The sequence below is a fragment of the Methylobacterium tardum genome (assembly GCF_023546765.1).
In the GTDB taxonomy this organism is placed as follows: Bacteria; Pseudomonadota; Alphaproteobacteria; order Rhizobiales; family Beijerinckiaceae; genus Methylobacterium; species Methylobacterium tardum.
The window spans coordinates 4,586,621-4,611,479 of the sequence record NZ_CP097484.1 but is presented as its reverse complement, the minus strand read 5'-3'; the positions used below and the strand labels follow the sequence as shown (position 1 = coordinate 4,611,479).

Genomic DNA, 24,859 nt, shown 5'->3' with positions numbered 1-24,859 from the left:
TCGGGGTGAGGCCAACGACGCCTGAAGATGGGGGAGGGGAAACCACGAGGGCCGGCCGGCAGCCAGTAGCCTCGCTCTAAGCCCATGCCCCGGTAGCCTTCTTCGAAGCCGCCAGCGCTTTACAATGCCACAACCCGTTCTGGTTCCATTCACGGAAATCCGGGAGGGCGCTGAAAATCGCAAGTGCCTGATTGAACAGGAAAAATACGATTTCGGCTGCAATGTGCGATTTCGGCCCCGACGGCCTGTCGAGCGGGGCCTCACCCGACCGGCTCGACGCCCTGGTCTGGGCGCTCACCCACCTGATGCTGGAGACGCGGGCGGAGCCCCGGATCCGGCGGCTCTGATCCGGGACCGATCGCGCGGCTTGAGCTGTCATCCCGGGGCCGCGCAGCGGAGCCCGGGATCCAGACCCGCCGAGGCGTCACGTTCGGGCACCGCCAGCGGTTCTGGGTTGCCCGCCTCCGGCGTGCCCCTCCGGGTCCGGGCTCGCTTGCGGCGCCCCGGAACGACGGCGGAAGCCTGAGCCCGACGGGGCGCTCACGCCTGGGATCAGCGCCGGCGCGGCCCCAAAACAATACGGCGCGCCTCGCGGAGGCGCGCCGGAAGTCGGTTCGTGGTCTCTGGAACGAACTGCATCCTGTATACACGGTTTTTCACGCCACGCTGTGGCGGACGGGTCACGGGATCACAATACCGGTATCGGATCCCCAGATTGACGGCGCCGTCGCGCAACAATGGCCGCTTGCTGTCATTGGCGGATCGGTCGGCCGCGCTGTCCCGGGTCGATCACCTGTGATGACAGCGCGACCGCCAGCAATCGATGCTGTCGGCCGGACGCGGTATCATCTGGGTTCCGTCTGGATGCTTCGGTCGCGGTGCTCCTCTGCGTCATCGCGAGCGCAGCGAAGCGACCCAGGGCAGCGCGACATCTGAAATCCGGGCGCCAACTGGATTGCTTCGCTCCGCTCGCAAGGACGGCGTGGCCGATCTCATCATCCGGAACCGGTCTCAGTCGGCGCCACAACCGCCGCCGACGGAGCCTCCACCGGTTCGTCGGTGCTCAACGGCCCGTCACTCCGGCGCGGTCAGGCTCCGGAGGGCGGCGCGGATATCCGCCAGGGTTCCGACCAGGGCGTAGCAGGCGAAATCGTGGGCGCCCGCCGCGGCGTGCGCGACCGCGAAGGCGCAGCTCAGCCGGGTCGTGTCCGGGCCGCGCCGGACCGCGAAGGCGGGACGCGGCGCGTCCGCCTCCTGTTCGGGCGGGTTCGGGCTCCAGAAGGCCAGGGCGTGCGAGCCCTCGGGCATCGCCAGGATCACGGGACGCGGCTGATCGCCGTCGGCGGGATCGAGCCGGCTGACCGTTCCCGTGCCGCGGTCGAAGCTCCACGCTTCGGAGAACTCCGCCGGCACGGAGGCCGCGAGTGCCTCGAAGCGCGCGGCGTCGGCGGGTTCGGGCAGGTCGAAGCGCGCCTGCACCTCGACGGCGTTGCCGAGACCCGGCAGGCCGAGGCCGACCCGCTTGTGCAGGATCACGGCCTTGGCCCCGGCCGGCGTCCAGGCGAGGCGGGTCTCGGTCTCGGCCCAGCTCCGGCCGAACCGCAGGCCGGTCAGGCGCTGCGCAGCCGGCGCGCCGTCCTCCGGACTGCCGGCCTCGCTCGCCGCGCGGCCGTCCGCGTCCGGGCCGACGGTGACGCGCGCCTGCAGGGCGTCCTCCGCCTCCGTGTCGGCGATGAAGGTGACGCCGTCCCAGGTCAGGCTGTCGACCGCCCCGGCGACGCGGCGCGCGAGGCGCAGGCTGAGGTCCGACCGGCCGAAGGGCCGCGCCAGGACCAGAGTCCCGTTCGGCTCCGGCCAGACGGGCGCGTCCCCGGCCTCCGCCGCCGTTGTGACCAAGGCCGCGAGCGCCGCCGCGAGACGCCCGCACCGGGCCGCGCGGGCGCGCGAGGGGGACCAGGACTGCATCGCGAGACCATAGCGCAGGAACGGACCGGCATGTCGACTGTCCTCGAGAAGCTGGCGCGCCTCGCGCGCCGCGCCGCGCCCGGCGGCCCCGTCCTGGCCACCAAGGCCGCCGCTTCCCCGGCCTTCGCGCTCTACGCCGAGGGCCGGGCCAGCTGGACGCCCCGCGACCCGGCGGCGCTCGCCCGGGTCGGCTACCAGGGCAACCCGGTGGTCCACCGGGCCATCCGGCTGGTCGCCGAGAGCGCCGCGAGCCTGCCGCTGATCGCCACCGGGCCCGGCGCGGCGCGCGCGGCCGACCTGCTGGCGCTCCTCGCCCGGCCGAATCCGCGGGAGAGCGGCACGCACCTGCTCGAGACCGTCTACGCCGACCTGCTGCTCACCGGCACGGCCTATCTGGAGGCGGTCGCCCTCGACGAGCGGGTGGCGGCGCTCCAGGCGCTGCGGCCGGGCCGGATGCGGATGCTGCCGGGGCCGGACGGCTGGCCGGCCGCCTACGTCTACACCGCCGGCGGGCGCAGCCGCCGGTTCGACCTGCCGGCGCCCGGCACGCCGGCCGTGGCGCCGATCCTGGCGCTCGCCCTGTTCCATCCGGACGACGAGACCGGCGGCCTCGCGCCGATCGAGGCGGCCGCCACCGCCCTCGACATCCACAACGCCGCGAGCGCCTGGAACAAGGCGCTCCTCGACAATGCCGCCCGGCCGTCCGGGGCGCTGGTCTTCGCGGGGTCGAGCCTGTCCGAGCCGCAATTCGAGCGCCTGAAGGCGGAGCTGGAGGCGAACTACCAGGGCGCGGCCAATGCCGGCCGGCCGCTGCTGCTGGAGGGCGGCCTCGACTGGAAGCCCCTCGCGCTGTCGCCGCAGGACATGGATTTCGTCGCGGCCAAGAACGCGGCGGCGCGGGAGATCGCCCTGGCTTTCGGGGTGCCGCCGCTCCTGCTCGGGCTCCCCGGCGACAGCACCCACGCCAACTACGCCGAGGCCAACCGCGCCCTCTACCGTCAGACCCTGATCCCGCTGGCCGCCCGCACCGCGCGGGCGCTGGCCGGCTGGCTGGAGCCGGATTTCGGCCCGGTGGACCTGGAGCCCGACCTCGACCGGATCGAGGCGCTCGCGGGCGAGCGGGAATCCCTCTGGCGCCGGGTCCAGGCCGCGGACTTCCTCACGGTCTCCGAGAAGCGCGAGGCGGTGGGCTACCCGCCGGAGCGGGCGGGGGAGTCGGGGGCTGAGGGGGATGTGCCGGCCCACTGGTTCGAAGACGACGCTACCTCGCCCCGTCATTCCGGGGCCGTGAAGCGGAGCCCGGAATCCAGAGCCGCCTCGGCTGCCGAATGACACGGGACGGCCGGTTCAACCCGGCTCCGTCGCGCGTCTGGATTCCGGGCTCGCCTACGGCGCCCCGGAAAGACGGGGGCGGGTCGTTATAACCCCGTCCATCCCGACAGCGTCCCATAGAGATCCGACCAGTCCGGGTTCATCGCCTCGATGAGCCGGATCTTCCAGTCGCGGCGCCATTTCTTGAGCGCCTTCTCCCGCTCGATCGCCTCGACGATACGGTCATACGTCTCGTACCAGACGAGCCGGGTCACCCCGTAGGTCGCGGTGAAGCCGGGGCTCAGCCGGCTGCGATGCTCGTGAACCCGCCGCGCGAGGTTGTTGGTCACGCCGAGATACAGCGTGCCGTGCCGCCGGCTGGCGAGCAGGTACACGTGGTAGGCCATCGCGATCCGGGCCCGCGACTCAGGATGAGATGCCGCATCGTACGGCGTGACGCCCGGTCCCGTCATTCCGGGGCGCCGCAGGCGAGCCCGGAATCCAGAGCCGCGACGGCGGCCGGAGAACACGGGACTGCCGCTCTGACCCGGCGTCGTCGTGACCCCGAAAGGGCAGGCCCGGGACCGGCGGATCCGCTCTGCGGGCCTCCGGCAAACCGCACCGCTCACACGATCGCCACCCGCCGAGGATCCCGCCATGGACGGCCATTTCACCGGCTATGCCAGCCTCTTCGGCGTGCCCGATCTGGGCCACGACGTGGTGGTGCCGGGCGCCTTCGCGGCGAGCCTCGCCCGGCGCGGGCCGGCCGGCGTGCGGCTGCTGTTCCAGCACGACCCGGCCGAGCCGATCGGCCGCTGGCTCACCCTGCGCGAGGATGCCCGCGGCCTCCGGGTCGAGGGCCAGCTCAACCTCGCCGTGCAGCGCGCCCGGGAGGTCGATGCGCTGATGCGCCAGGGCGGCCTCGACGGGCTGTCGATCGGCTTCCGCACCTTGCTCGCCCGGCCCGGTGCGGGCGGCGCGCGCCGGCTCCATCAGGTCGATCTCTGGGAGATCTCGCTGGTGACCTTTCCGCTCCAGCCGGGGGCCCGGGCGAGCCCGGATCCCGGCGCGGATCCCCTCGTGGCGGAAATCCGCGGCCTCGCCCGTCGGATCGCCCCGTCCCGCCTGCCGGGTCCGGCCCTCCGGCCCCGACGCCCCTCCTGACGACGAGGTTGACCCATGGATGCCACCACCCTGACGGCCCGCGCCGGCCTCGAAACCAAGGGCGGCCTGCCCGACCTGGAGAACAAGGCGGCCCGGCCCGAGGCCGGGCCGATGCGCTCGGCGCTGGACGAGCTCGCCACCGCCTTCGCGGCGTTCAAGGAGACGAACGAGGTGCGCCTCGGCGCGATCGAGGGCCGGCTCGGCGCCGACGTGCTCACCGAGGAGAAGCTCGCCCGCATCGACGCGGCGCTGGACGCGGCCCGCACCCGCCTCGACCGGATCAGCCTGGAGCAGGCCCGGCCGCCGCTCGGCGAGCCCCGCCCGCGCCCGGACGCCGCCGCCCACGAGCACAAGGCGGCCTTCGACCTCTACGTGCGGGCCGGCGAGAGCGCCGGGCTCAAGCGCCTGGAATCCAAGGCCCTGTCGGCCGGCTCGGGGCCGGACGGCGGCTACCTCGTGCCGGACACGATCGAGCGCACCGTGCTGACGCGTCTCGCCCAGGTGTCGCCGATCCGGTCGATCGCCAGCGTGCAGCAGATCTCGGGCGCCCAGTACAAGCGCGCGGTCTCGGTGGGCGCGCCGGTCACCGGCTGGGCGGCGGAGACGGCGCCGCGGCCCGAGACCGCCGCGCCGGCGCTCTCGGAGATCGCGTTCCCCGCCATGGAGCTCTACGCGATGCCGGCCGCCACGCAGACGCTCCTGGACGATGCGGTGGTCGATCTCGACGCGTGGCTCTCGGCCGAGGTGGAGACCGCCTTCGCCGAGCAGGAGGGCGTCGCCTTCGTCACCGGCAACGGCGCCAGCCGCCCGCGCGGCGTCCTGAGCTACGACACGGTCGCCAACGCCGCCTGGGTGCCGGGCAAGCTCGGGTTCGTCGCCACCGGTGCGGCGGGCGCCTTCCCGTCGACCAGCCCGGCGGACGTGCTGTTCGACCTCGTCTACGGCCTGCGCGCGGGCTACCGCCAGAATGCCGGCTTCGTCATGAACCGGCGCACCCAGAGCGCGATCCGGAAGTTCAAGGATGCGGAGGGCAACTACCTCTGGCAGCCGCCGCTCGCCGCCGGCCGGGCCGCGACGCTGATCGGCTTCCCGGTGACGGAGGCCGAGGCGATGCCGGATCTCGGCAAGGACAGCCTGTCGGTGGCCTTCGGGGACTTCCGCCGGGGCTACCTCGTGGTGGACCGCACCGGCATGCGCGTGCTGCGGGACCCGTACTCGGCCAAGCCCTACGTGCTGTTCTACACCACCAAGCGCGTCGGCGGCGGGGTGCAGGATTTCGACGCCATCAAGCTGTTGAAGTTCGGCTGAGCCGGTCCGTCGTCTTCGCGGAGGCTGCCGGAGCGGCCGGCTCGTCGCCACACGCTCGGGGACGGCGCTAGCCGGCGCGATCCTTCACGGTCTCGTATGCGAACGGGGCGGCGAAATAGGCGCCCCTTGCGTCCAGGGGCCAGGAGGCGGTCACCGAGCGCCTGACCGGCGCCGACATCGAGAGCGGCTGGCTGAGCTTGAGGGGGCCGCCGACGGCATGCGGCGGTCCTGCGGCCTCGCTCTGCGTCGGACCGGCCTGCCCCGACCGGCCGGCCCCGGACAGTTTCCGGGCCTGCTCCTGGGCACGTTCCAGGTTGGTGCGGGCGGCGACCAGGCGCTCGCTGGCTTCCCGCCGGATCCGGACGGACGTGCCCGGCTGGGCCGACCGCACATCCACGGCTTCCCAATAGGCCGTCGCGGCGAGCAGCTCGGCCTGCGCTTCCTTCAGGGTCGGCACCGGCGGCGCCGGCAGCTCCGGCATCTCGCTGAGCCGCCCCTCCAGCACGGCGCGCGCGACCGTGATCTCGAACCGCCGGTCCACGCCGAACCGGGCCATCCGCTCCAGATGCGGCTCGATCATCTCCAGAAGCGGGATCGTCGGAACGACGAGTTCGTGGACGTCGCCGGCCCAACCCTGATCGCACTTTTCCCCGTTGACGGCCCAGAAGACGCCGCGGGCCGTGTAGATCCGGCCGGCCTTGATCTCGCGAACACGCACGAAGAAGTAGCGCTCACCGTAGATCGGATCCCGTGAGCACACACAGGCCAGGCTGCCGGGAGACGCGGTCTGGTAGTAGGTCTCGAAATCCGTTTCCACTGAACGCTCGCGATCTCATGAAGTGCATGACGCGGATCCGCGGGAGCGGACGCGCGGTGATCGGGGGGCGTCGATGCGCGAGGCCGCGCGCCGCCGCCGACCGCGCCTGGGGCATGTCGCCTGTCGGCCCGGTTGTTCTTCGGACAAGCAGTGAAATTCGATTTCTCTGCCTCACGGCAAAGATCTCGTCGGGGTCAATACCTGGAACGAGCTTGAGGTGCTGTCGGATGGATCGTGTCACCGATCCCTCCGTCCGATCCGTCCGCCCGCGGCGATGCTCCGCCGCGACGCCTCCGGATACGCGTTCAGACACAAGCTCGCTCAGCCATCTCCATCAATATACCGGTTTACTTGCACTATAACACGTCATTGTCAACGCAGTTCACATTATTTCTGTCAGAAACGAAGCCAGATCTGTATTATTTCCGACAGAAAAAATAGCCTCAATGCTGTTTCCAATAGAAAAGAAACTCGCGATTTTGTGGTCTTCGTACAACCGACCGATCAGATTGCCTGACGTGACCCATTTTCGGATTGATCAGCCACGGCATCTTCAGCAACCATGATGGCAGAAGGGTTCGACAAAACAGAACCTGCGGGTTGAGCGCAGCAGCGTCAGCCGAACGCATAATAAAAATGCAGCTTTCGTAATGACGTCGCTGCACGTGGGTCTCGCTGGCTTGGGGATTTCGATGAGGCTGTTGAAGACATCACTTCTATGTTCGGCTGCAGCATTTGCAGGAACAGGTGCAGCGCACGCCGCTGATCTGCCGGTCAAGAAAGCCGTCCCGATCGAGTACGTCCGCGTCTGCGGCGCGTATGGTGCAGGATTTTTCTATATTCCCGGCACGGATACCTGCCTGCGCATCTCAGGCCGCGCCCGCTTCGAGGGCGGCTATGAGCCGACCTACTCGCGCCAAGCCAACGGCCGGAACTTCGGCGACACCGCCGGCTACCGCGCCTTGGGACGCCTCAACATGGATGCCCGCACGCAAACTGCGTACGGCACACTTCGCGCCTTCGTTCGCATGGACATGGCTGGGCGAACCGGCGGTTCGTACGGCGGCGGCACCTCCGGCACCGCGCAACGCTTCGGCCAGGCTTACGCGGCGCTCGGCATCGACACCTTCGGCCGGGCCCAGCAATACGTGAACCTCGACAAGGCGTTCATCCAGTTCGCCGGCCTGACCGCCGGCCGCGCGTCCTCGTTCTTCGACTTCTACGCCCACGATTTCGAGTTCAACGGGTACTCGCTGGGCTCAGATGTGTATTCGACCAACCTGCTCGCATACACGGCCACCATGGGGAACGGCCTGTCGGCCACGATCTCGCTCGAAGACCCGACCTACCGTCGGACGCCGATCTTCTCGCCGCTCAGCAACACCGTTACACCGTCGAACGGCTCGGTTACGAATTTCGGCCTGACCAACGTGCCGACGCCGGTCTTCTACCGGACCGCGACCGGCGCGCTCGCCACCAACACGGTCAACGTGATCCAGGCCAACCGCATGCCCGACTTTGTCGGCGTGCTGCGCCTCGACCAGGCCTGGGGCTCGGCTCAGCTTTCGGCTGCCGTGCACGAGCTGAACGTCCAAGATTCCACCGTCATCAATCCGTCCCCGGCCGGCGCGGTGGTCACGCCCCACGCCAACAGCGTGTACGGTTGGGCCGTTCAGGGCGGCCTGAAGATCAACGCGCCGTTCATCGCTCCGGGCGACGCCCTCTATCTTCAGGGCGCCTATGCCAACGGCGCGCAGAGCTATACCGGCTACTGCTCGTACACCGGTTGCGAATCTCAGACCTCGGCGACGTTGCAGGGTCAGAAGTTCGACCAGTACTTCAACGACGCCGTGATCAACCCGATCACCGGTCAGCTCCAGACCTCCACGAGCTTCACGGCGACGGCCTCGTACCTGCACTACTGGTCGCCGGAATGGCGCTCGGCCTTCGTCGGCAGCTACGGCGAGCAGGACTTCTCGGCCGCGATTCGCTACGGCCAGGGTCTGGTCTTCCAGAACTTCGCCGGCATCACCGGCACCAACGCGATCGGCGTGCCGGGCACTCGGTTATTCCAGCTCAGCCAGGCTCTGCGCGACACCTACCAGTTCTCCGCAGGCGGCAGCCTCATCTGGTCGCCGGTCAAGGATCTCGATATCGGCGTCGAGGCCTTCTACACGCAGTTCGGCGTGAAAAGCGGCCGGGTCATCGACAACGACAAGGACCCGACCGCCTACACGCGCCTGATCGCAAACCCCAACGCCGTGGTGCGCACTGCCACGAAGGACGGCGTCGAGCAGTTCCGCTTCCGCGTCCAGCGCGACTTCTGATCTCGAATCCGGACCGGTTTGTTCTCCAAAGCTTCCCGGTCCTGATGTCCCCGTGCAAGGGACTCCACTGCCCGGCCAATCGGCCGGGCTTTTTCTTGTCTTGGTCCGTGCCCCGCCCGCGAACGGGCAGGGCGGATCGGCCTCAGCGCCCCGAATTGCCGTCGCGCAGGGTGCCGGTCGGCTCCTGCACGTGGGCCTCGAGGAACCACAGGTGCTTGTCCACGGCCCGGGAGATCTCGGTGAACAGGTCGGCGGTGTCCGGATCACCCGCCTCGTCGGTCTCGTCGATGTTCTGCCGCACCGCGTTGGCGTAGGCGGCGTAGCTGTCGATCAGCGCGGCGATGTGGTCGGCGATGGCGTAGATGCCGGTCGGGTAGGCCGGGAGCTTCGTGCGCTCGGCGACCGCCTGGGTCGAGCCGAAGGCCGTGGCGCCGAGTTGCACAGCGCGCTCGGCGACGCTGTCGTTGAGTTCGTCGAGCTGGGTGCGGAACCCGTCGAGCATCTCGTGGACGCCGATGAACTGCGGGCCCTTGAGATTCCAATGGGCCTGCTTGATCGCCAGCGCCAGATCGATGCCGTCCGCCAGCCGCGCGTTGAGCGCTTCGATCGAGACCTTCTTGGCGTTGGAATCGGTGTTGTTGCGGGTCTTGTGCGTCCGCGGGGTGTTGCTGGTGCCGGTGTCGGCCATGTTCTCGCTCCGTGAGCCGGTGATTGTTCGGATGCGAAAGTGCCGATGCGGCCCCAGGTTCCCGCAAGCGCGAAGGATCCACGAGATGGTGAGCGCTGCCGCACACGCGGACGTGGCGGATTGCCGCCGCGGCGCGGGAGTGCCCCTCGGCCGCCTCTCCAGGGCGGCGTGCCACGGCGGCGCACGCGAATCCGACCCGTATCGCCCGCGCGAGATGCGCGCGCATCTCGGGTGAGGGATGCGGTTAGGTCAGGCCGGGTCGGCGACGGCTCTAGCGGCGCCGGCCCGGCCGGGCCATCCAGTCGGAGCGGTTGCCGCGCGGCAGCGCCTCGCCCACCTGGATCCGCGACAGCTCCGCCGACCGGGACGCGATCCAGCCGGCATGCTCGGCCACCGGGGTCACTGCGGTGAAGCCGCCGCAGGCGGTCCGGCGCGCGCCCTGCTGGAGGGCGCCGCTCGACCAGCTCACCACACCGACGATCCGGTAGCCACCGGGGCCGCCGGCCAGGATCGGGCCGCCGGAATCGCCGAGGCACGCCCCGGCGCCCGAGGTCTCGGCCATCCGCCGCCGGTCGGTCACCACGGTCACGCGGTTGGCGACCTGCAGCGAGCCGATCGACACGAGATGCGCGAGCCGCAGGACCCGTGCCGAGTTCCGCCGGTTCTCCGCCACGACGCCGAAGCCCGCGATGTCGACGGGCGCGCCGTTATCGATCGAGGCGGCCCCGCGCGGATCGAGGGGCATGTAGTCGGAGCCCAGCGGCTGCTCGAGCTTGAGCAGCGCCAGGTCGACGCCGGGTTGGTCCTCCGGGGTCGTGCCGGGGACGAAATCGGGGTGCATGGTCGCGGCGATCACCGCGGTCCGGTGCTGGCGGAAGCCGCGGTCCACGCTGATCACCGTGTAGCCGGCCGGGCGCATCACGCAGTGGGCGGCGCTGAGCACGAGGTCGGGCGCGATCAGCGTGCCCGAGCAGATCTCGCCCTCCGTGCTCTCGATGCGCACCACGAAGCTGCGCGCCCCGTTCGGATCCCGCGTGGTCGTGCCGTTGATCACCGCCGCGGCGGGGGCCGGCATCAGGCCCGCGACGGTGCCGAGCAGCGCCGCACCGAGGAGGCCGCTCCCCAATCGGCCCACACGGCCGCCGCGCAGGACGCGCTCGCGGAGGCCGGCCTTGCGGATCGGGCGAGGGAACATCGGGCACTCCAGGGGGGCGCGGGTGAGGGACGCCGTCGAACGGGCGCGGCGCCCGGTGAGCCTAGAGCAAGGCAATGTCCCGGCCAAGCTGAGGTTCCCTGCGGGTGAGGCGGGGTTCTACTCCGCCCAGCGGGCGCTCCGGCCCCAGCCGCCGAGCCGTGCGTCGATCCAGCCGCGCTGCGGTCCCAGCAGGATGCCCTGCGTGAGCCCGCCGCAGGCGCCGCCGATCCAGGCGGACAGCGCCAGCACCCCGCCGTCCGGCGCCGAGATCGGGCCGCCGGAATCGCCCTGGCAGGCGCCGCCGGCGCCACCCCGCAGCCAGACCAGGATCCGGCTCGGCCCGTAGGGCTCGATCACCGGCAGGGCGACGCTGCGGTAGGTGCCGGTCGAGCGCGGGTCGCCGGGCTTGGCGGCGCCGTAGCCCGACAGGGTCAGGCTGTCGCCGGCCCGCGGCATGGCCGCGCTCAGGGTCACGGGCGCGAAGCGGTCCGGCAGCGGCGTCGCGGTGCGCAGGAGCGCGAGGTCGATGGAGCGGCGCCGGGCCTTCGCGGCGCCGGCATCGTAGCCGGGATGCACCGCCCGCGCGGCGATCTCCACGAGGACGGGCGCGCCGGTCGCGTCGCGGAAGTGGATCCGGTGCTCGCCGTCGGCGGCGCAATGGCCGGCGGTCAGCACCGTGTCGGGGGCGAGCACGATTCCGGTGCAGACGCCGCCCTTCGACGACAGGACCATCACGGCCCCGCCGGGCGACGCCTCCGTGCCGCCGACGATGGCCCGCGCCGGCGCGGCCGCGAGCAGCACGCAAGCCGCCAGGGACGCCCCCGCGATGGCAAGAACCGCCGGGCGGCGCTTCGGAACCAACATCGACCCACCATCGAGAGAGACGCGCGATGATCCCGTTACGCATCGACGCCGCCGCCGTCGAGCCGGTGAGCGTGGCCGACCTGCGCGCCTATCTGCGCTTCGAGTCCGACGATGACGGCGCCGAGGACGCGCTGCTCCAGGCCCTGATCACCGCGGTGCGGGCCAGCCTGGAGATCGAGACGCGCCGGATCCTCGTCCCGGGCCGCTACCGGATCGCGCTGTCCGCCTGGCCGCCCGACGGGCAGGTGCCGCTGCCGCTGAGCCCGCTGGTGGCGCTCCTGCGCGCCGGCTTCGCGGAGGCGGGGGGCGTCACCGACCTCGCCGCCGGGCTGGTGCGCCGCGGCCCCGACCCGGTCGAGGCGCCGGGCCTGCTGGTCGATCCCGCCGCGCCCGATCCCGCCGGGCGCACGATCCTGATCGAGGTCGCGGCCGGGTACGGGGGCGACGGGCCGCCCCTGCCGGCGCCCCTGCGCCTCGCGATCCTGCGGCTTGCCGCCGCCCGCTACGAGCATCGCGGCGACGAGCCGGACGCCGCCCGCACCGACGCCGCCGACCTCGCGGCACCCTTCCGCCGGATGCGGCTGTGATGGCCCGGCCCGGAGCCGCACCGATGGCCGCCTCGCGCCCACCCCTCGGCGCCCGGCGCCGCCGCTTCGTGCTCGAGCGTCCCCTGGAGGAGCCGGACGGGTTCGGAGGTGTCCTGCGCCGCTACGTGGCCGGCCCGGTCCTGTGGGGCGCCCTGGCGCCGGCGGGCGTGGTCGATCGCACGGGCGGCGGCCGGACCGACACGCGGCCCGTCTACCGCATCACCCTGCGCGGCCGGCCCCGCCTCGACCCGACGATGCGGCTGGCGGCCGGCCCCCGCCGCTTCGCGATCCGCGCCGTCACCGAGCCGGATGCGCGGGGCCGCGATTGCGTCTGCCACGTCGAGGAACTGCCGCGGGAGAGCCTGCCGTGAGCGACCCGAGCCCGCTGCTGGCTCTGCGCGCCGGCCTGATCGCCCGCTTCTCCGCCGATGCCGGCCTCGCGGCCCTGCTGGGCGGCCACGTCCGGCTCTACGACGAGCCGCCGCGGGGCGCGCCGCCGGTCTACGCCCTGTGGGAGGAGTCCGCGATCGAGTGATATTTGACAGAGTAAATTGCCCCAACGGCAAAGCTAAATCGTTGATTCTCGGGAAAACATCTGACTCAATTTGCTACCCCAGTTTATGCGAGTTCCACGGCGTTGGAACACAGATTCTCTCTGTTAGCTGCCTACGAATCTGTTCCTATCTCACTAAAGAACCCAAAACACTCCCCGGGTGGCAGGCGATGGGTTAGTGGGTGGTGCGGTGACGGGTGAGAAAGCTCGCGGACGCCTTCACATCCGAACGTAGATTTTGGGCGAGCATCTCACGGCTGCCGTGGCGGCAGGTGCCTCGTGCCACTGAGCGCGGCTCGTTTCGGGGTCAGCGCGTCAAGCGCCAGTCTGCGGCCGCGGCGCTCCCACCATAAAGGGTGATGTCCCGGCCAAACCAATGGGCGGCGATCACACCTTGAAGCGCATTGAGGCGCATGTCGCGCCGATCCTAGCGACCTCCAAGCAGCAGCCGCGCCTCTTCCTGCGCGAAATACGCCGCCGACTGGTTCAGCAGAGCGTTCAGAACGACACGAGCGTACCAACGCGCTTCTGCCAGCGAACAGGATCCCCCGAAAGATGGCCGATGTCCGCAGCTGAGCACGAGCGTGCGGACTCAAGGGCGGCGCGCGAGGCCTTGTTAGAGGCACAGCCCGAGCTCGTTCCGGATAGCTGGTGCTCTTGGACGGGACCCCGGGCGCCACCAACATGGCGCGGCGCTCCGGTGGGGCATTGCGCGGCGCCGCTGCAGGCGTACAGCCTCTGCGGCACAGCTGAAAACCAAAATCATCGACGCCGCTTTGCGTAACAGCGGGAAATGCGCGGCCACGCTGTTGGACGGCTCACGAGAGGCAGGCGTCTTTGCTACCAAGACGCCAAGACCCCGGTCCCGGTGCTACACCCAAGCGACCTCAATGACATGGATAAACTGCTAGCTAAAAAGGTCACCGGAGTGCATGATACGATTGGGTCACAAAAGCGCAATTTTTCTACCTTCCACCCTAATTCCTCAAATGCTCAGATCAAACAAGTACTGGCAAGGCGGAAAGTGGGACTAGCGCAGCGCAGTCGCCCTCCGAACCTCAGATCTCTCAGCGGCAATCCGCCAAACTTTCTTCCATTCCCATAGCTCCGGGCCACTACTGCCCCGCCGCAGCCTTGACGAGAACGACTTAACTGCCGTTACCTGACGGGAAACAGCCATAGTCCACGCGTTCACGCTTGTTTAGGCGAGGAGCGACTACCTCAGTAGCGACGGGAGGTGGTCTTGCATCCGCCTGCTCCGATGCGCTTTGCGGATCGGACGTGGCCGGCAAGATTACCTAGGCCCCCTGTTAACCATCATCCGCTCCGCGGAATAATGCCAATTTAAGTTTCGGTTGTTCAAATGATACATTTACAACGTGAGCCTCTAGTCCTCGGCGCCCATAAAAACAATGAGCCCGCATACGCATTGGTAGCTCGCCTTGCAAAACGGAACGGGTATGAGTCCGGTCGCCTGTTCTTAATTGATCGTGGCCTGAATGAACACGACGTCGAACAAGGCAAGCACGTCGATCGGATTGCCATTTTGGCCGGCGTCGACGCGAAGAGTCTCCAAAACTCAACGTTGGTCGCAAGTCACGGTACCGCGACTGTAAAAGGCGAAATCATCCCGAGGGGACATTGGCAACTTCACCGCAATAGGTATTGCCGGCAGTGCCACGAAGAGGACAGTCACACAAATAACAATCTAAATTCTTTTGGTGTTATACGCAGAATTTGGTGGGATTTTGTCCATATCCACCGCTGCCCAATTCACCAGACCATTTTGGAACCAATCAAACAAAGAATACCACGCACAAAATACGCTAATCATCGCGCCGTACAAGTCTCATGTGGCTGGGAATCCTATTTCATCGGTAGACTTGGCTTTGCAGACCGCCGGCATTCCGACCTGCTTGATCGACTCTCATTGGCGGCCGCAAGTAGACTAGTTGCACTATGTGGTGCCGCCCATGTGTATGGGAGGCATTCTCCTTACAATATGAAAGGACTTTTTCAACAGGGCGGTATTATGGCCGCTGGCTTCGTGATTGCTGAAAACGAAAAGTCCTTCCTGACCTTCCTTGATCGCCTATGGGAGAAGACAGAGCAGAGCCAAAGAGGCTGGTTCACACGATCGATCTATGGTTTCCTCGGTCAAAGACTCGGCAGAAACAAACAAAATGATTTCGACCACGTCCGGACCGTAATGATAAGCCACGTTCGGAACAACATGCATAAATATCTTCGGAAATCGGGGCGGTTACCCGAGCCTTTCTATTACGACCTGGTAACAAAAATAAAAGCCAAACAGGACCTTGTAGCCATCCATCCAAGTGCTCAGATTGGCGTCGCGGACGGCGCCTCGAATTTTTTAGTGAGCGACGAAATGGTCGCGAATGGTGTACAGTGCATGAGAGACATCCTTGGTAAAGGCAGGGTCAATTTCGGAGGCATGGAGGATAAGGTATTCGTGAGATCCGTTCTTGAGGCCGCAATAGGGATCACAAAACCATGAAAGGCGCAAAGTATATTACAGATAATACTCTTAAATCTGATGTTTTAACCAGAGATCGACCTCCTATTCGTACCCCTACAACGGTATCCATCTTGCGGAACTGATGCACGGCCGCTTATAACAGCGCATATGGACAGTCATACGGACAGTGCACGTGGTCCTCAGCGCCTTGCGGCCGTCGGGACCGGTCGGCGTCCGCGCGGGTCGGAATACGAGAAGCCGCGGATCGTGCTCGACAGGCTGCAGAGGCCGCGGATGGTGCAACCATCGCGCAACAGCACAGCATTTCACGCTCGCTGCTGCTGATCTGGCGGCGGGCGTTCGAGGCGAGGCGGTCAAAGGCGAGGCCATCCTTCGTGCCGGCGGCGGTGTCTGAGGCAGAGACGGCACCGGAACAGATCCGGCGCACCTCGGTGTCTCCGGTAGCCGGGCTCGTGATGATCGTGCTGGACCGGGGCCGGCGTGTCGTCGTCGTCGACGCCGATGCCGCAGCGCTCACCCGCGTTCTCGACGTGCTGGAAAGGCGACGACCCCAATCCCGGCGGCTGCTTTGGTCTCAATCGCCACAGGCGTCACCGATATCTTCCGCGGAGCTAGCCAGCTTGGCGCTCTCCGTGCAGGACGGGCTTGGTCGCAATAGCACGCTCGCGATCAGTGCGTGTTCCGGACGGAGTGCGGCGACCTTATCAAATGCCTCTGGCACGATCGCGCGAGGCTGTCGATCTACGTCATATTATTGGTGCGAGACCGCTTCCTCTGGCCGACGCCAATAGCTGGTACCGCGGCAATCCCTGCCACTTTTCGTCTGGAAGCGTGACCGGACAACTTCCTTGGATCTCCCGAGACGGATCGCCTTGATCGACGAGGTGCAACCGATAGCGCCTGATTCCTGAAGCTGACCGAGATAGTATGGCTCAAGTCGCAAACGGAACGTCTCTCGTAGAAGCGAACCTCAATGCGATCTGAACTGTACAACTCAATAGATGGGCTGATACCGATTTCCGCAATGGAAGATAGTATCTGTTTCGTACTCGTTCCGAAATTTACTGCCAATTCCGAATGATTAATATAACGCCGAGCAAACTCGTCGAGATCGTTGACGCAGAAGATATGGTATGGCGAAACATAGAGCGCCGGCGTCAAATGGCCAGCGGACACCAAAGCGGCGAACGCTCTTTCCCGGAGCGAAAGGAAGATTGCAGCAGATTTTGCACAGAGATAATCTTTTCCTATATTCAACTTCATCAGCGCGATAGAATTGCTGGATATAAGGAGCTTGTCCAGCGACTTCCGGCCCGATAGACGACCAACAGGGCGGATGGTACCTTCAATCAAGCCCCGACAAAGCTTAACGATACCGAGCTGGCGCGCAGCATTTTCGAAGATGATCGCGCCGCCGGGAGCCGTACCTCGGACCGGGACGCCGTGAACGAGCTTCTCAAGTATAGCTGCGATGGAATCGGGCGCAAAACGAGCAGCGTTGCCGTAAGCCGTAGCAGCCACATGGTCGGGCTCGATGATTCCAGCAGCTGCGAGCTGGCGAAAGGATCTTGCGGTAGTGCCAAGCTGCGCCGCCGCATCACACACTTCGAGCGTACTATGAAGTTGCAAGCCCAAAGCCTCGACGTGCGAGCGATCGTAAGATGGCCGGATGCTAGAGCGCGAGTCATCCGGTATGAGGTGAACCGCCGTCAGTACGCGACGTGTCGCCTGCTCCGTTAGATCCAGAATAGCCCCGGCTTCAGCAATCGACACTCGATCCGGGGACGGATTCCCCGATACGAACTTCTGCCAATTAGTCCATAGAATACCGCGCCTACCCACAGTCACACCGACCCTTTCCGAGAGCCAATTTCGCAGAGCTCCCGCCGGCAACGACGCAAACCATTCGTAGAAACCACCTAGCTGTGCCCGCAATGAATCGGCGGGCCCGTTCTTTCTTAAAGTAGCATCGAGCAAGCACTCCACTCCCGCATCATTCGACATAGCAACTTCCATGCCTCTGACTTTCAGAAGACCGGCATCGGCCGTGCGGATACGGCCAAAGCTGCCATTACTCGACAACAGCTTCAGGCTACCTAGCCGCGGTATCAGCGCGATGACGTCCGCGAGCGGCAGGCGATCCAAAAGAGGAACCGACAGATGATCGGCTCCACCAAGGCGACCGACGAGGTAGGCCTCAGCTAAGAGTGATTGCCTTTCCAAAGCGTCGCTAGAACATTGTTCGAGATCGGCATCACAACGACACCTAGTCAAGCCGCCTTGGTCGAACACGAGTGCTCTGGAACATCTGCTGCAGCAATCGATCAATTTTGTACAGTGGATCGGACAGGCTGCCACAGCCCCTACCGCCCACCAACCTCGAAGGTACCGACACCACGTATCTTCCACGCCCGCCATAGCCATCCGCCGACGATCCTCAACCCAGCACCCCGAGCAAAACCGTTTTCGCCCGAACACCAGCTGGGTCGCTTGCAGGACCTCACCGCCTAAGGCGTAGCGACCACACTCCAATTGCATTGGAGTGGAAGCGATCAAACGATGCTCTTCTACGTTGCCATGCTTCAGTACACTGCCCAAGCCCCGCCCGTGCGCCAAGCCAACTAGATCGATGCCATGCGCCGCGATTGCAGCGCCGCGCCACGGGTAGCCGTTAGCTTCCACAAGTCTTAAAACATAGCCGAGTGCAGACTCCCCCGATATATGAGGAGGACGAATTGGAAAGATCGATATCACGATCTGCCGCCAGCTTTGGAGAATATGACTTCTCCCTCGTCCGAAGCAGCACTCGAAAGCCTGATGGGCGTACGGTTGATTACCGTCTTCCCAACGAGCGCCGCCCGGTAACCCGACGCCGTCTCGTCCAGACTATCTATGATCGGATTCGATTTGTCGTCCTCCAAGCGAGTTCGGAGATAGGCGACCTCTAAATGTTTGTCCGAAATGTGCAGTGCGCCTTTGCTCAAGCCGATTTCCAGCGCGCTTACCAGTAAACGCATCGTCCTCCCAATAAGCCCTCCGGTCGCCTTATGAATCCGCTCGGCACGGTCAGGATCTGAAAGATGTGAGGGCTCAGGCAATCGCATTGCCGCCTCAAACTGCGCCAGATACGCCTGATAGGTATTGATTGAGATCACGCCGGCCTTCTTTGACGGCTGTGGACGCCTCCACGGGAACGCTCGGATGTGCAATCGAGCTCTACACCGTCCATCGAGTTGCGGGTTGCGCTCCAGCGGCAGCACCGCGTACGGCAGTCCGGCCAATATCATTTTGACGCGGGTCCGCTCCAACAAGTCTTTTACTAATTCCGAAAGCTCCCAAATAACGTCGTCTCGTTTTTTGATGGGAACTGCGTTCTGAAAATCATCAATGATAAGTATCTTTGTTCTCTGCCCCATCATTTGAGTGCGTAACTGGCCAAGAATTTCATGTTTCCGGATGGCACGGGGTACCGGCACTCCATATGCTCTGAGTAGTTCGCCTGCGAAGGCTACTAGGGATCTGTCGCCAGGTGCTCCACGTACACAATGGGTCGTTCATCGCCATACTCGCCATCGGCCAATCTTAGACCGTATTCACCGAATTCCACTTCACGGTTGGTCTCGGACTGAATCCTATCTCGCTCTTCTCTGAGAAACTGTTTAACTATTGTTGTTTTCCCGACACGAGACTCTCCTAAGAGTAGAAGGAACTGCCCAGGGTCGTCTCTCTTGCTAGCCGCACGCAAGCCATCAAATTCTTCGAGAACTAGCGGCATGCTAGTATATGTTTTAAAAAGTGTGTGCTGCCCGCTCGAGAATCTCTTCGCGCTCGTCTTCTGTCAATTTAGAATGTGACATTTTCCTCAACCTCATATTGCATTATTTCGTTAATAGACACGTCGTCACCGCCTTGGATTTCGATAACGACAAAATCAGCTTCGCTGCCCGCTGCAGAGAGCTCAAACCGAGGACCGAAGTTGTTTCTGGTAGCAGCTGGCGTCGGTACCCGGGCGCGCTGCACGAGCTCGCCTTTTGAGTGAGCCGGCTTAACAGCCAGAGATTTGACTTTACTTTTTTCAGAACTGCTAATTACTCTTTTTCTCACACGAGAAATCTCGGGCTGTAACTCACCGACGTAGTCGATACCTTCTTTGACACTGGCGAGTGGATCAATACGTTCCGCGCGTACCCGTGCCTTTTGCCGAGCTTGCTTCGCGTTGAATCGGCGTTGATTTGCCTCGAGCTGTGGAGCTTTTAGATCAGCAAGCGCCTTGTTAATATCCCCCATCTCCGCCTGTTCGTAAGTCTTCTTACGGAGGCGTACGTTCGCTCTGGCAACAAGATGCTCATGCTTCGTACGACCGATCGCGTCGGGATCGTTGCATTGAAGCAAAACCCAGTGTCCATCCGGGTGAAGGAACCACGCCCGCCCCACATCAAGCGGGTCGATCTTTACGATATATTGAACGTCGTTCTCTCCGGCTGCGTCAAACAACCTTTGTAGTGCGGCAGAGTTCGCGCCATAATGAAGATTTCGCCATGTTAATCCATGCTTGTTCAACTTGCTCTTGCAATGCTCAGAAACGAGTCGAATTAAATGATCGAGATCAGGGGCGAGATCGACGTCGTAGCGATCCACGAGTTCGTTCCACCTGTCTCTCGGAGTGTTCTCGATACCTTCATGCCATTTTGGCATGTAGTAGTCCGCAATGAATTTGACGACAAACCAGAGGACCTGCTCCATCGACAATTCAGCTCTAGCGGCGGCGTCATAATCGATCCGCCTCGTCCCACTTTTGAATAAGGATCCAGGCATACCGTTGAAAACGGCTTTTTTGACTGTTTGGATAACGCGCTCGACATGGCCCTTTAGTTCAGGTGCGCCAGCCGGCGTATGAATGAGCTGGATATTCAGCTGCGCGCAGAGTAATTTAAGACTGCCACATCGGTAATCCGAACCTTGATCGGTAAAAATAATGGCAGGCTTTAGTGAACAATCCCATTTGTTGCTAATATTACTGAATGTCGACACCCAAGTCTTCGGCAGCATAACCATTCTGATAGTCTCTTGAATGGCCACAAAACCTTCTTCCAAGCCAATGTAGAAACCAAGTATTGCACGGGTTGCAACATCGATGGCTATGGTCAAAGTTACCTGTTTGTACTTCAGGCCGTCATCATAGTCGCGCACAACGATAGGTAGTTTGGTCGAGTCAATCTGCACCGCCTGACCAGGCATGAACCACTTCGGTCCTTCGCCCCTGAGGTCAAAAGCGCGATCGGCATCCCGTTTCCCTTCACGGTATCGAGCTATGATGCGTGCATCGGTGCTCTTGATCAGCCGATACCAGGCCTGTTGATTTGGGACTTTCCCCCGCGTCTCTCAATCTCGTTTTTCACCAATGCGAAGATGGATAGGGCGCTAGGCTGCTCCTGTGTAAGCCAGTGCACTTGAAGATATTCCGCCATCACCGCGGAAGCGACCTCGCATAGGCGGTTGCTCGTCGGCGTATTAAACCAACCACGTCTGTGCCATTGAGGTATAAGGGCTGCCAGCATTCGGCCGCTGCGTACGTAACGGCGGTACCATGAACGGAGCGAAGTCCCATCGGGTGCCTTATCGCCTCCCTCAGGACCCAACAGCGCGAATTGCCTTATCGCGAACGACCCAAGTGACTCCGGCCTTAGGCTGACCCGTTGCGGCCTTTGTTCCGCCGGCGACTGAGATTCCGCACGTCGCTGAGCTCTGCGATCCTTAATGGCGCGATCCAGAGCCTCCACGTACTTGAATCGACGACGCGCTTCCTTCTGCTGCTCCTCGCTGAACGAGGAGATATCACGACGCATATCTTCAATCAGAGTGGCGGGTAGGCCGGCGTTCGGCGCCTTTTCGATCTTCAGCCGCCCGAAAGTCCATGCGTCGAATAGATCTTTCCATAGGTGCGCTTCCCACTCCTTCCCAATCGGCCTGAGAAGAAGACCATCGCGGATCCTCTTTCCTGGCTCCATGCGGACGTGATTCAAAATAAGAATATCGTCGGGACTGACCTTGAACTTATACATCGAGACCGCTCACAACGCTGCCACCAAGGTGCAAATCTAATCTCGATCTTCCAAGATAGACCGGGGAACGTTCGTCGATCGTGGAGTCCAGATCTAGTACAAGCTCACGGCGCACATGTAGCCGTAGGATTGCTCGAAACGCTTTTCCTCGCAGGCCGGATCGCTCTCGGATTTCTCCTATCGTCAAAGTCTCGCCTTGCGCGGACCGCAGCACTGATCGCACGCATTCGAGCGCAGCAACGTTCTCTATCGGCCCGGCTTGAGCAAACAGCATCTCTACATTGGTGGCTCTGGGCTGCTTGCGAATAACAGCCTCGGTCCAAACCTCAAATTCATGGCCTTCTTTTTTAAAGTTCGCACGTATCAGGTCGTGCTCGCTTTTTAGGAGCTCGGCTTCTTCCGCATACTTGACTTCAATGAAAATGCTTTTAGTGCTTCCGTGTCGCCACACCTCGAAGTCGGGAATATGTTTTCGCAGCTTCATCGTCCGTGGATCGACCCAGCGCAGAGTGCACGGCTGCGGGCGGATGCGAACCGTCTGCCCTACGAAGCGGGCCAGGCGAATGAATTCCAGCTCAAGCAGGGACTCGCCTTCGACGAACCCTTCGATGTCGTTGCCCTTTAGCCCTGTCGGCGCCATCAGGTTATCGATGTCGAACCATGGCATCGTTCCCGAAAAGCTGACTCTGTTGGTCGCCTTGTCGGCTGCCCGCACCCCCTTCAGCTGTTTGAGGGCCTTCGGAGTAAATGCGACGGTCATTCGAGCATTTCCGTGAAAATTTGGGCGCCCCGTTTGATCGTGCCGACGCGTGTTTAAGACGGTGTTCAGCACAAGCCTACAGGGTAGTCGCGGTCACCCTCCATTGCTGGAGGAATAGTCTGTCCGTAGCCATTATCGACCGGCTGATTGAGAAATTCCTATTCGCCTACGTGTCGCTTCTGTCTGTGTACGGCGCCGGGTGGGGGTGGTACGGCGCATGCAAGGAGTGGCGAGGACCTCTCTATAGCCGCCCTCTGGTTTCCGCGGCGGACGAAGACGCAGCGGGATTCCTTTTGCGCGCCAGTGGATTAGAGGGGAGCGAACGGTTCGTCTAAGCCTTCGCGGTCGGGGTTTCTGAAGGGTCAGCATGTCGAAAGATCTCCTTCTCAGGCAGACTGATCCGTCAGGCTTTTTGTCGCGCGACGGTTAGGCAAAGTTTCATGTCGAATGGAATTTGCTGGTGGCGTCGCTTCCTTGGCGCGTCATGTGCTGTTGCGTAGCGTCGGGGCTGAGGCTGAGCGCTTAGCTCTGAGATGAGGTGTTGCGCTGGTCTAGTTTGTCCGCAGGATTGTGGGTTGTTCTCCGACGCGGCCGAGGTCGCTTTTACCGTAGTGTTGGTTCAGCAGCCGGAGCGGCTTGCTTGACGTGGAAATAGCAAGCCGCAGGATTTCACTCGGTCAAAGCTAGCTGAGCTCTATTCCCGCAATACGAACGGTTGTTTCGTCTCGAGGTATGGCGCAGCGCTCTGTTCGCGAGCTTCGATTGCAGGCGCCGTTCCATTGATGGCAGGCTTAAATCGCCGTCAGATGGGATCTTGATTTCTACGCCAGGTCGCGCTGTGTTTCTTCCTGCGCAGTGCGACTGTGCCGTGAACGTTCCGGAGTTGCGTGTCGGACGTGCGCACATTCTAAATTCGGCATTCAGCTTAGAACGATCATTGGCCAGGCAGTATATAACCTTGTCGGTAGTACTTATCAGGAAATAGAGCGTAATCGGATGTGGGTGTCTGGCGATAGAGGGGTGCTAATATCGATTTCGATCTGTCCTGCGCATGCGAGCGCGAAAATGGATTGTATTGGGTCTATCGAATGGTCGGTGACTCGGTCGCTAGCGGCAGCTAAGCAGACGCCATCAGATTGCTCTCCAAGCATTCGCAGAATGTTGATGCGATCGCGCGGCGCGACCTGCGTTGCACGTGCTGCCCAGATCGCTCGCGCCGTCGAGCAGCGCGGCTCGGCAAGTACAAACGATCTCGTGATCAGTTTAGGTATAGGGTGCGATTCTTCATCTAAATGGCTTAGTCGATCTCGGACCGCTATCAGCACATGAGTCGATGACTTCGTGCTTACTGCAATGGAAAAACGTTCATGTGGTCCGCATATGTGCGGGTTGATCGCATCAATTGCCGGATCCAATGTAGCTTGTATTAGAAAATCCCTGTGCCAGCGGCAGGGATATGGGATTGCGACAAGTGTCTTAAATGACTTGAACCCTCTAGCGACGTCCGCCTGTGATTCTGATCCAAAAAACAGGGACTGATTTTCGCTGAACGCAGTCACCGGATATATCTCCACTTTCCATGATATATACTGCCGGCACAACTGGAAGGTGATGTTTCGCCGGTTATTGCTTAAAAAAACGCCTGAAGCGCATCGCGCATCGATCTCCGAAAGCCGTATTCATGGGCTTGGGAATGCCAGTTCCGTTGAGCTGCCTCAACGAAGCACGCGTCTATATACAGGCAATTTCCGCCTGCCTTCAATCGCCGAGGAGTTCTCATCGGATAACGGTAATATCGGGGATAGAGATGAGGCGCGAGTCATCATACACGGAATATTAGGATCTGTTAAAACGTCCCCGTATCCGGGGATGCCAGTTTGATGACTTTCTGATGATCACCGTATGACTGTTGATCGACCCAGTCCGTGATCAGCTGGAGGATTTCAGGCCGGAATTCCTCTCGACATGAGGCGAGCAGCCGGTGCAGTTGACCGTCGATGGCGGCTTTCAGAGACTCGTCACCCGAATCTGGAGGCCCGAGCGGCAGGTCGTGCTTGGTTAGTAGGTCTAGGAGATAGACGACCACCGTAGGCGGTCCTTGACGTGCCCAATCGTGCACGGTGCGCTCCGCGACGCCAATCTCGGCCGCGAAACCAACTTGTGTACGCCCGAGCAGGCGTAGACGTGCTTTGAAGCCAACGCCGTCCATCATCATCGTTCATACGAGTGCAACGACCAGGCTCCTAGGCGATGCGTTTGCTCGCGCGGAGCGCGGATTGGAAGAATGGCACGGTGAGGTCATTCCTTCCAGAGTGGCGACGCGGCGCTGTGGTTCCTTCCGAGAAGCAGTCGCGCGATGTGGCTTACGCCTCTCCCGATACGTCCGGCATGATGGTTGTGCAGGAACGCAATGCGCGCCGGGAGTTCGGTACGGCCAGTCGTCGGCTCTTGGCCTATTGGTTGAGGCAGGTGGTCGCTGTTGGGGGTTTCCGGTTCGCTTCAAATGGAGGATGGCCGACTGGTCGCCTGCTCGGCTCATGGCTGCGCGACGAGAAGCGCAAAGAATGTACCGACACCGCACCAGTCTCAGCCTCGAACTATAGGCGCCCTTACGGCGAACTCTCCTGCCGATCTGCGCCTCTAGATCTCAGGGTCTTGCAACCTCGACTTGGCAGCCTCGGACGCCGCGGCGAGTCCGCGACGCTGATCGGGCCGGAGGCTCGTACGAGACGCCTGCCAAGCGCCTCCTGTGGACAGC

Annotated in this window: 20 protein-coding genes and 2 pseudogenes; 9 read left to right on the top strand and 13 right to left on the bottom strand. The window is 63.4% G+C overall.

Annotated elements, in window-relative coordinates; translation table 11 throughout:
- Positions 1-221: 221 nt before the first annotated feature.
- Positions 222-347, top strand: a pseudogene (locus tag M6G65_RS21980) (hypothetical protein); the annotation flags it as partial.
- A gap of 727 nt (positions 348-1,074) precedes the next feature.
- Here the strand turns inward: M6G65_RS21980 and M6G65_RS21975 are convergent.
- Positions 1,075-1,965, bottom strand: coding sequence for a hypothetical protein (locus tag M6G65_RS21975; RefSeq protein WP_238199384.1), 891 nt, complete (start codon positions 1,963-1,965; stop codon positions 1,075-1,077).
- A gap of 30 nt (positions 1,966-1,995) precedes the next feature.
- On the opposite strand from M6G65_RS21975, the gene M6G65_RS21970 reads away from it, so the two are divergent.
- On the top strand, positions 1,996-3,297 hold the full coding sequence (locus M6G65_RS21970; RefSeq protein ID WP_250102886.1) for a phage portal protein: 1,302 nt from the start codon (positions 1,996-1,998) through the stop codon (positions 3,295-3,297).
- Positions 3,298-3,383: 86 nt separating this feature from the next.
- On the opposite strand, the gene M6G65_RS21965 is transcribed toward M6G65_RS21970, so the two are convergent.
- The gene (locus M6G65_RS21965; RefSeq protein ID WP_238199386.1) at positions 3,384-3,683 is read right to left on the bottom strand and encodes a GIY-YIG nuclease family protein; all 300 of its coding nucleotides are present in this window, start codon (positions 3,681-3,683) and stop codon (positions 3,384-3,386) included.
- A 250-nt stretch (positions 3,684-3,933) separates the two neighbouring features.
- Here M6G65_RS21965 and M6G65_RS21960 point away from each other — a divergent pair, with 250 nt between their 5' ends.
- Both M6G65_RS21960 and M6G65_RS21955 read left to right on the top strand, forming a co-directional pair.
- Positions 3,934-4,440 (top strand): HK97 family phage prohead protease, encoded by a 507-nt coding sequence (locus tag M6G65_RS21960; protein WP_238199388.1) that lies wholly within the window; start codon positions 3,934-3,936, stop codon positions 4,438-4,440.
- 15 nt (positions 4,441-4,455) lie between these two features.
- Complete coding sequence (locus M6G65_RS21955) at positions 4,456-5,748, top strand: phage major capsid protein (protein ID WP_238199390.1); 1,293 nt, start codon at positions 4,456-4,458, stop codon at positions 5,746-5,748.
- Between the two features lie 67 nt (positions 5,749-5,815).
- On the opposite strand, the gene M6G65_RS21950 is transcribed toward M6G65_RS21955, so the two are convergent.
- Complete coding sequence (locus M6G65_RS21950; protein ID WP_238199392.1) at positions 5,816-6,565, bottom strand: hypothetical protein; 750 nt, start codon at positions 6,563-6,565, stop codon at positions 5,816-5,818.
- A gap of 692 nt (positions 6,566-7,257) precedes the next feature.
- Between M6G65_RS21950 and M6G65_RS21945 the strand changes: the two genes are divergently transcribed.
- The gene (locus tag M6G65_RS21945; protein WP_238199393.1) at positions 7,258-8,892 is read left to right on the top strand and encodes a porin; all 1,635 of its coding nucleotides are present in this window, start codon (positions 7,258-7,260) and stop codon (positions 8,890-8,892) included.
- Positions 8,893-9,034: 142 nt separating this feature from the next.
- On the opposite strand, the gene dps is transcribed toward M6G65_RS21945, so the two are convergent.
- The 3 genes from dps to M6G65_RS21930 form a co-directional block, all read right to left on the bottom strand.
- Entirely contained in the window at positions 9,035-9,580 is a 546-nt protein-coding gene (gene dps / locus M6G65_RS21940; RefSeq protein WP_091775184.1) for a DNA starvation/stationary phase protection protein Dps, read from the bottom strand.
- 271 nt (positions 9,581-9,851) lie between these two features.
- Positions 9,852-10,775 (bottom strand): S1 family peptidase, encoded by a 924-nt coding sequence (locus M6G65_RS21935; RefSeq protein WP_238199394.1) that lies wholly within the window; start codon positions 10,773-10,775, stop codon positions 9,852-9,854.
- 117 nt (positions 10,776-10,892) lie between these two features.
- The gene (locus M6G65_RS21930; RefSeq protein WP_238199395.1) at positions 10,893-11,639 is read right to left on the bottom strand and encodes a S1 family peptidase; all 747 of its coding nucleotides are present in this window, start codon (positions 11,637-11,639) and stop codon (positions 10,893-10,895) included.
- A gap of 26 nt (positions 11,640-11,665) precedes the next feature.
- Here M6G65_RS21930 and M6G65_RS21925 point away from each other — a divergent pair, with 26 nt between their 5' ends.
- The 4 genes and pseudogenes from M6G65_RS21925 (at position 11,666) to M6G65_RS21910 (ending at position 15,297) form a co-directional block, all read left to right on the top strand.
- Positions 11,666-12,226, top strand: coding sequence for a head-tail connector protein (locus M6G65_RS21925; protein ID WP_238199396.1), 561 nt, complete (start codon positions 11,666-11,668; stop codon positions 12,224-12,226).
- Positions 12,227-12,249: 23 nt separating this feature from the next.
- Positions 12,250-12,597 carry a head-tail adaptor protein gene (locus tag M6G65_RS21920; RefSeq protein WP_238199397.1) on the top strand — a complete coding sequence of 116 codons (348 nt, stop codon included), beginning with the start codon at positions 12,250-12,252 and terminating at the stop codon, positions 12,595-12,597.
- Positions 12,594-12,755, top strand: a pseudogene (gp17, locus tag M6G65_RS21915) (tail completion protein gp17); the annotation flags it as partial. The gene M6G65_RS21920 and the pseudogene gp17, both read left to right, overlap by 4 nt.
- 1,387 nt (positions 12,756-14,142) lie before the next feature.
- Positions 14,143-15,297, top strand: a complete 1,155-nt coding sequence (locus tag M6G65_RS21910; RefSeq protein WP_238199398.1) for a TniQ family protein — start codon at positions 14,143-14,145, stop codon at positions 15,295-15,297.
- A 723-nt stretch (positions 15,298-16,020) separates the two neighbouring features.
- Here the strand turns inward: M6G65_RS21910 and M6G65_RS21905 are convergent.
- From M6G65_RS21905 to M6G65_RS21880, 7 genes are all read right to left on the bottom strand, one after another.
- On the bottom strand, positions 16,021-17,571 hold the full coding sequence (locus tag M6G65_RS21905; RefSeq protein ID WP_238199399.1) for a hypothetical protein: 1,551 nt from the start codon (positions 17,569-17,571) through the stop codon (positions 16,021-16,023).
- A 458-nt stretch (positions 17,572-18,029) separates the two neighbouring features.
- On the bottom strand, positions 18,030-18,755 hold the full coding sequence (locus M6G65_RS21900) for a hypothetical protein (RefSeq protein ID WP_284042358.1): 726 nt from the start codon (positions 18,753-18,755) through the stop codon (positions 18,030-18,032).
- A gap of 35 nt (positions 18,756-18,790) precedes the next feature.
- Complete coding sequence (locus M6G65_RS34065) at positions 18,791-19,054, bottom strand: TniB family NTP-binding protein (protein WP_430929506.1); 264 nt, start codon at positions 19,052-19,054, stop codon at positions 18,791-18,793.
- A gap of 68 nt (positions 19,055-19,122) precedes the next feature.
- Entirely contained in the window at positions 19,123-20,517 is a 1,395-nt protein-coding gene (locus tag M6G65_RS21895) for an integrase catalytic domain-containing protein (RefSeq protein WP_250102885.1), read from the bottom strand.
- 98 nt (positions 20,518-20,615) lie between these two features.
- A complete protein-coding gene (locus M6G65_RS21890) occupies positions 20,616-21,341 on the bottom strand; it encodes a hypothetical protein (protein WP_250102884.1) in 726 nt (241 codons plus the stop codon).
- Positions 21,334-22,101: a TnsA endonuclease N-terminal domain-containing protein gene (locus tag M6G65_RS21885; protein ID WP_238199402.1), complete on the bottom strand. Its 768-nt coding sequence runs from the start codon at positions 22,099-22,101 to the stop codon at positions 21,334-21,336. The genes M6G65_RS21890 and M6G65_RS21885 overlap by 8 nt, the downstream gene beginning before the upstream one ends.
- Before the next feature lie 1,846 nt (positions 22,102-23,947).
- On the bottom strand, positions 23,948-24,316 hold the full coding sequence (locus M6G65_RS21880; protein ID WP_238199403.1) for a helix-turn-helix domain-containing protein: 369 nt from the start codon (positions 24,314-24,316) through the stop codon (positions 23,948-23,950).
- Positions 24,317-24,859: the final 543 nt, after the last annotated feature.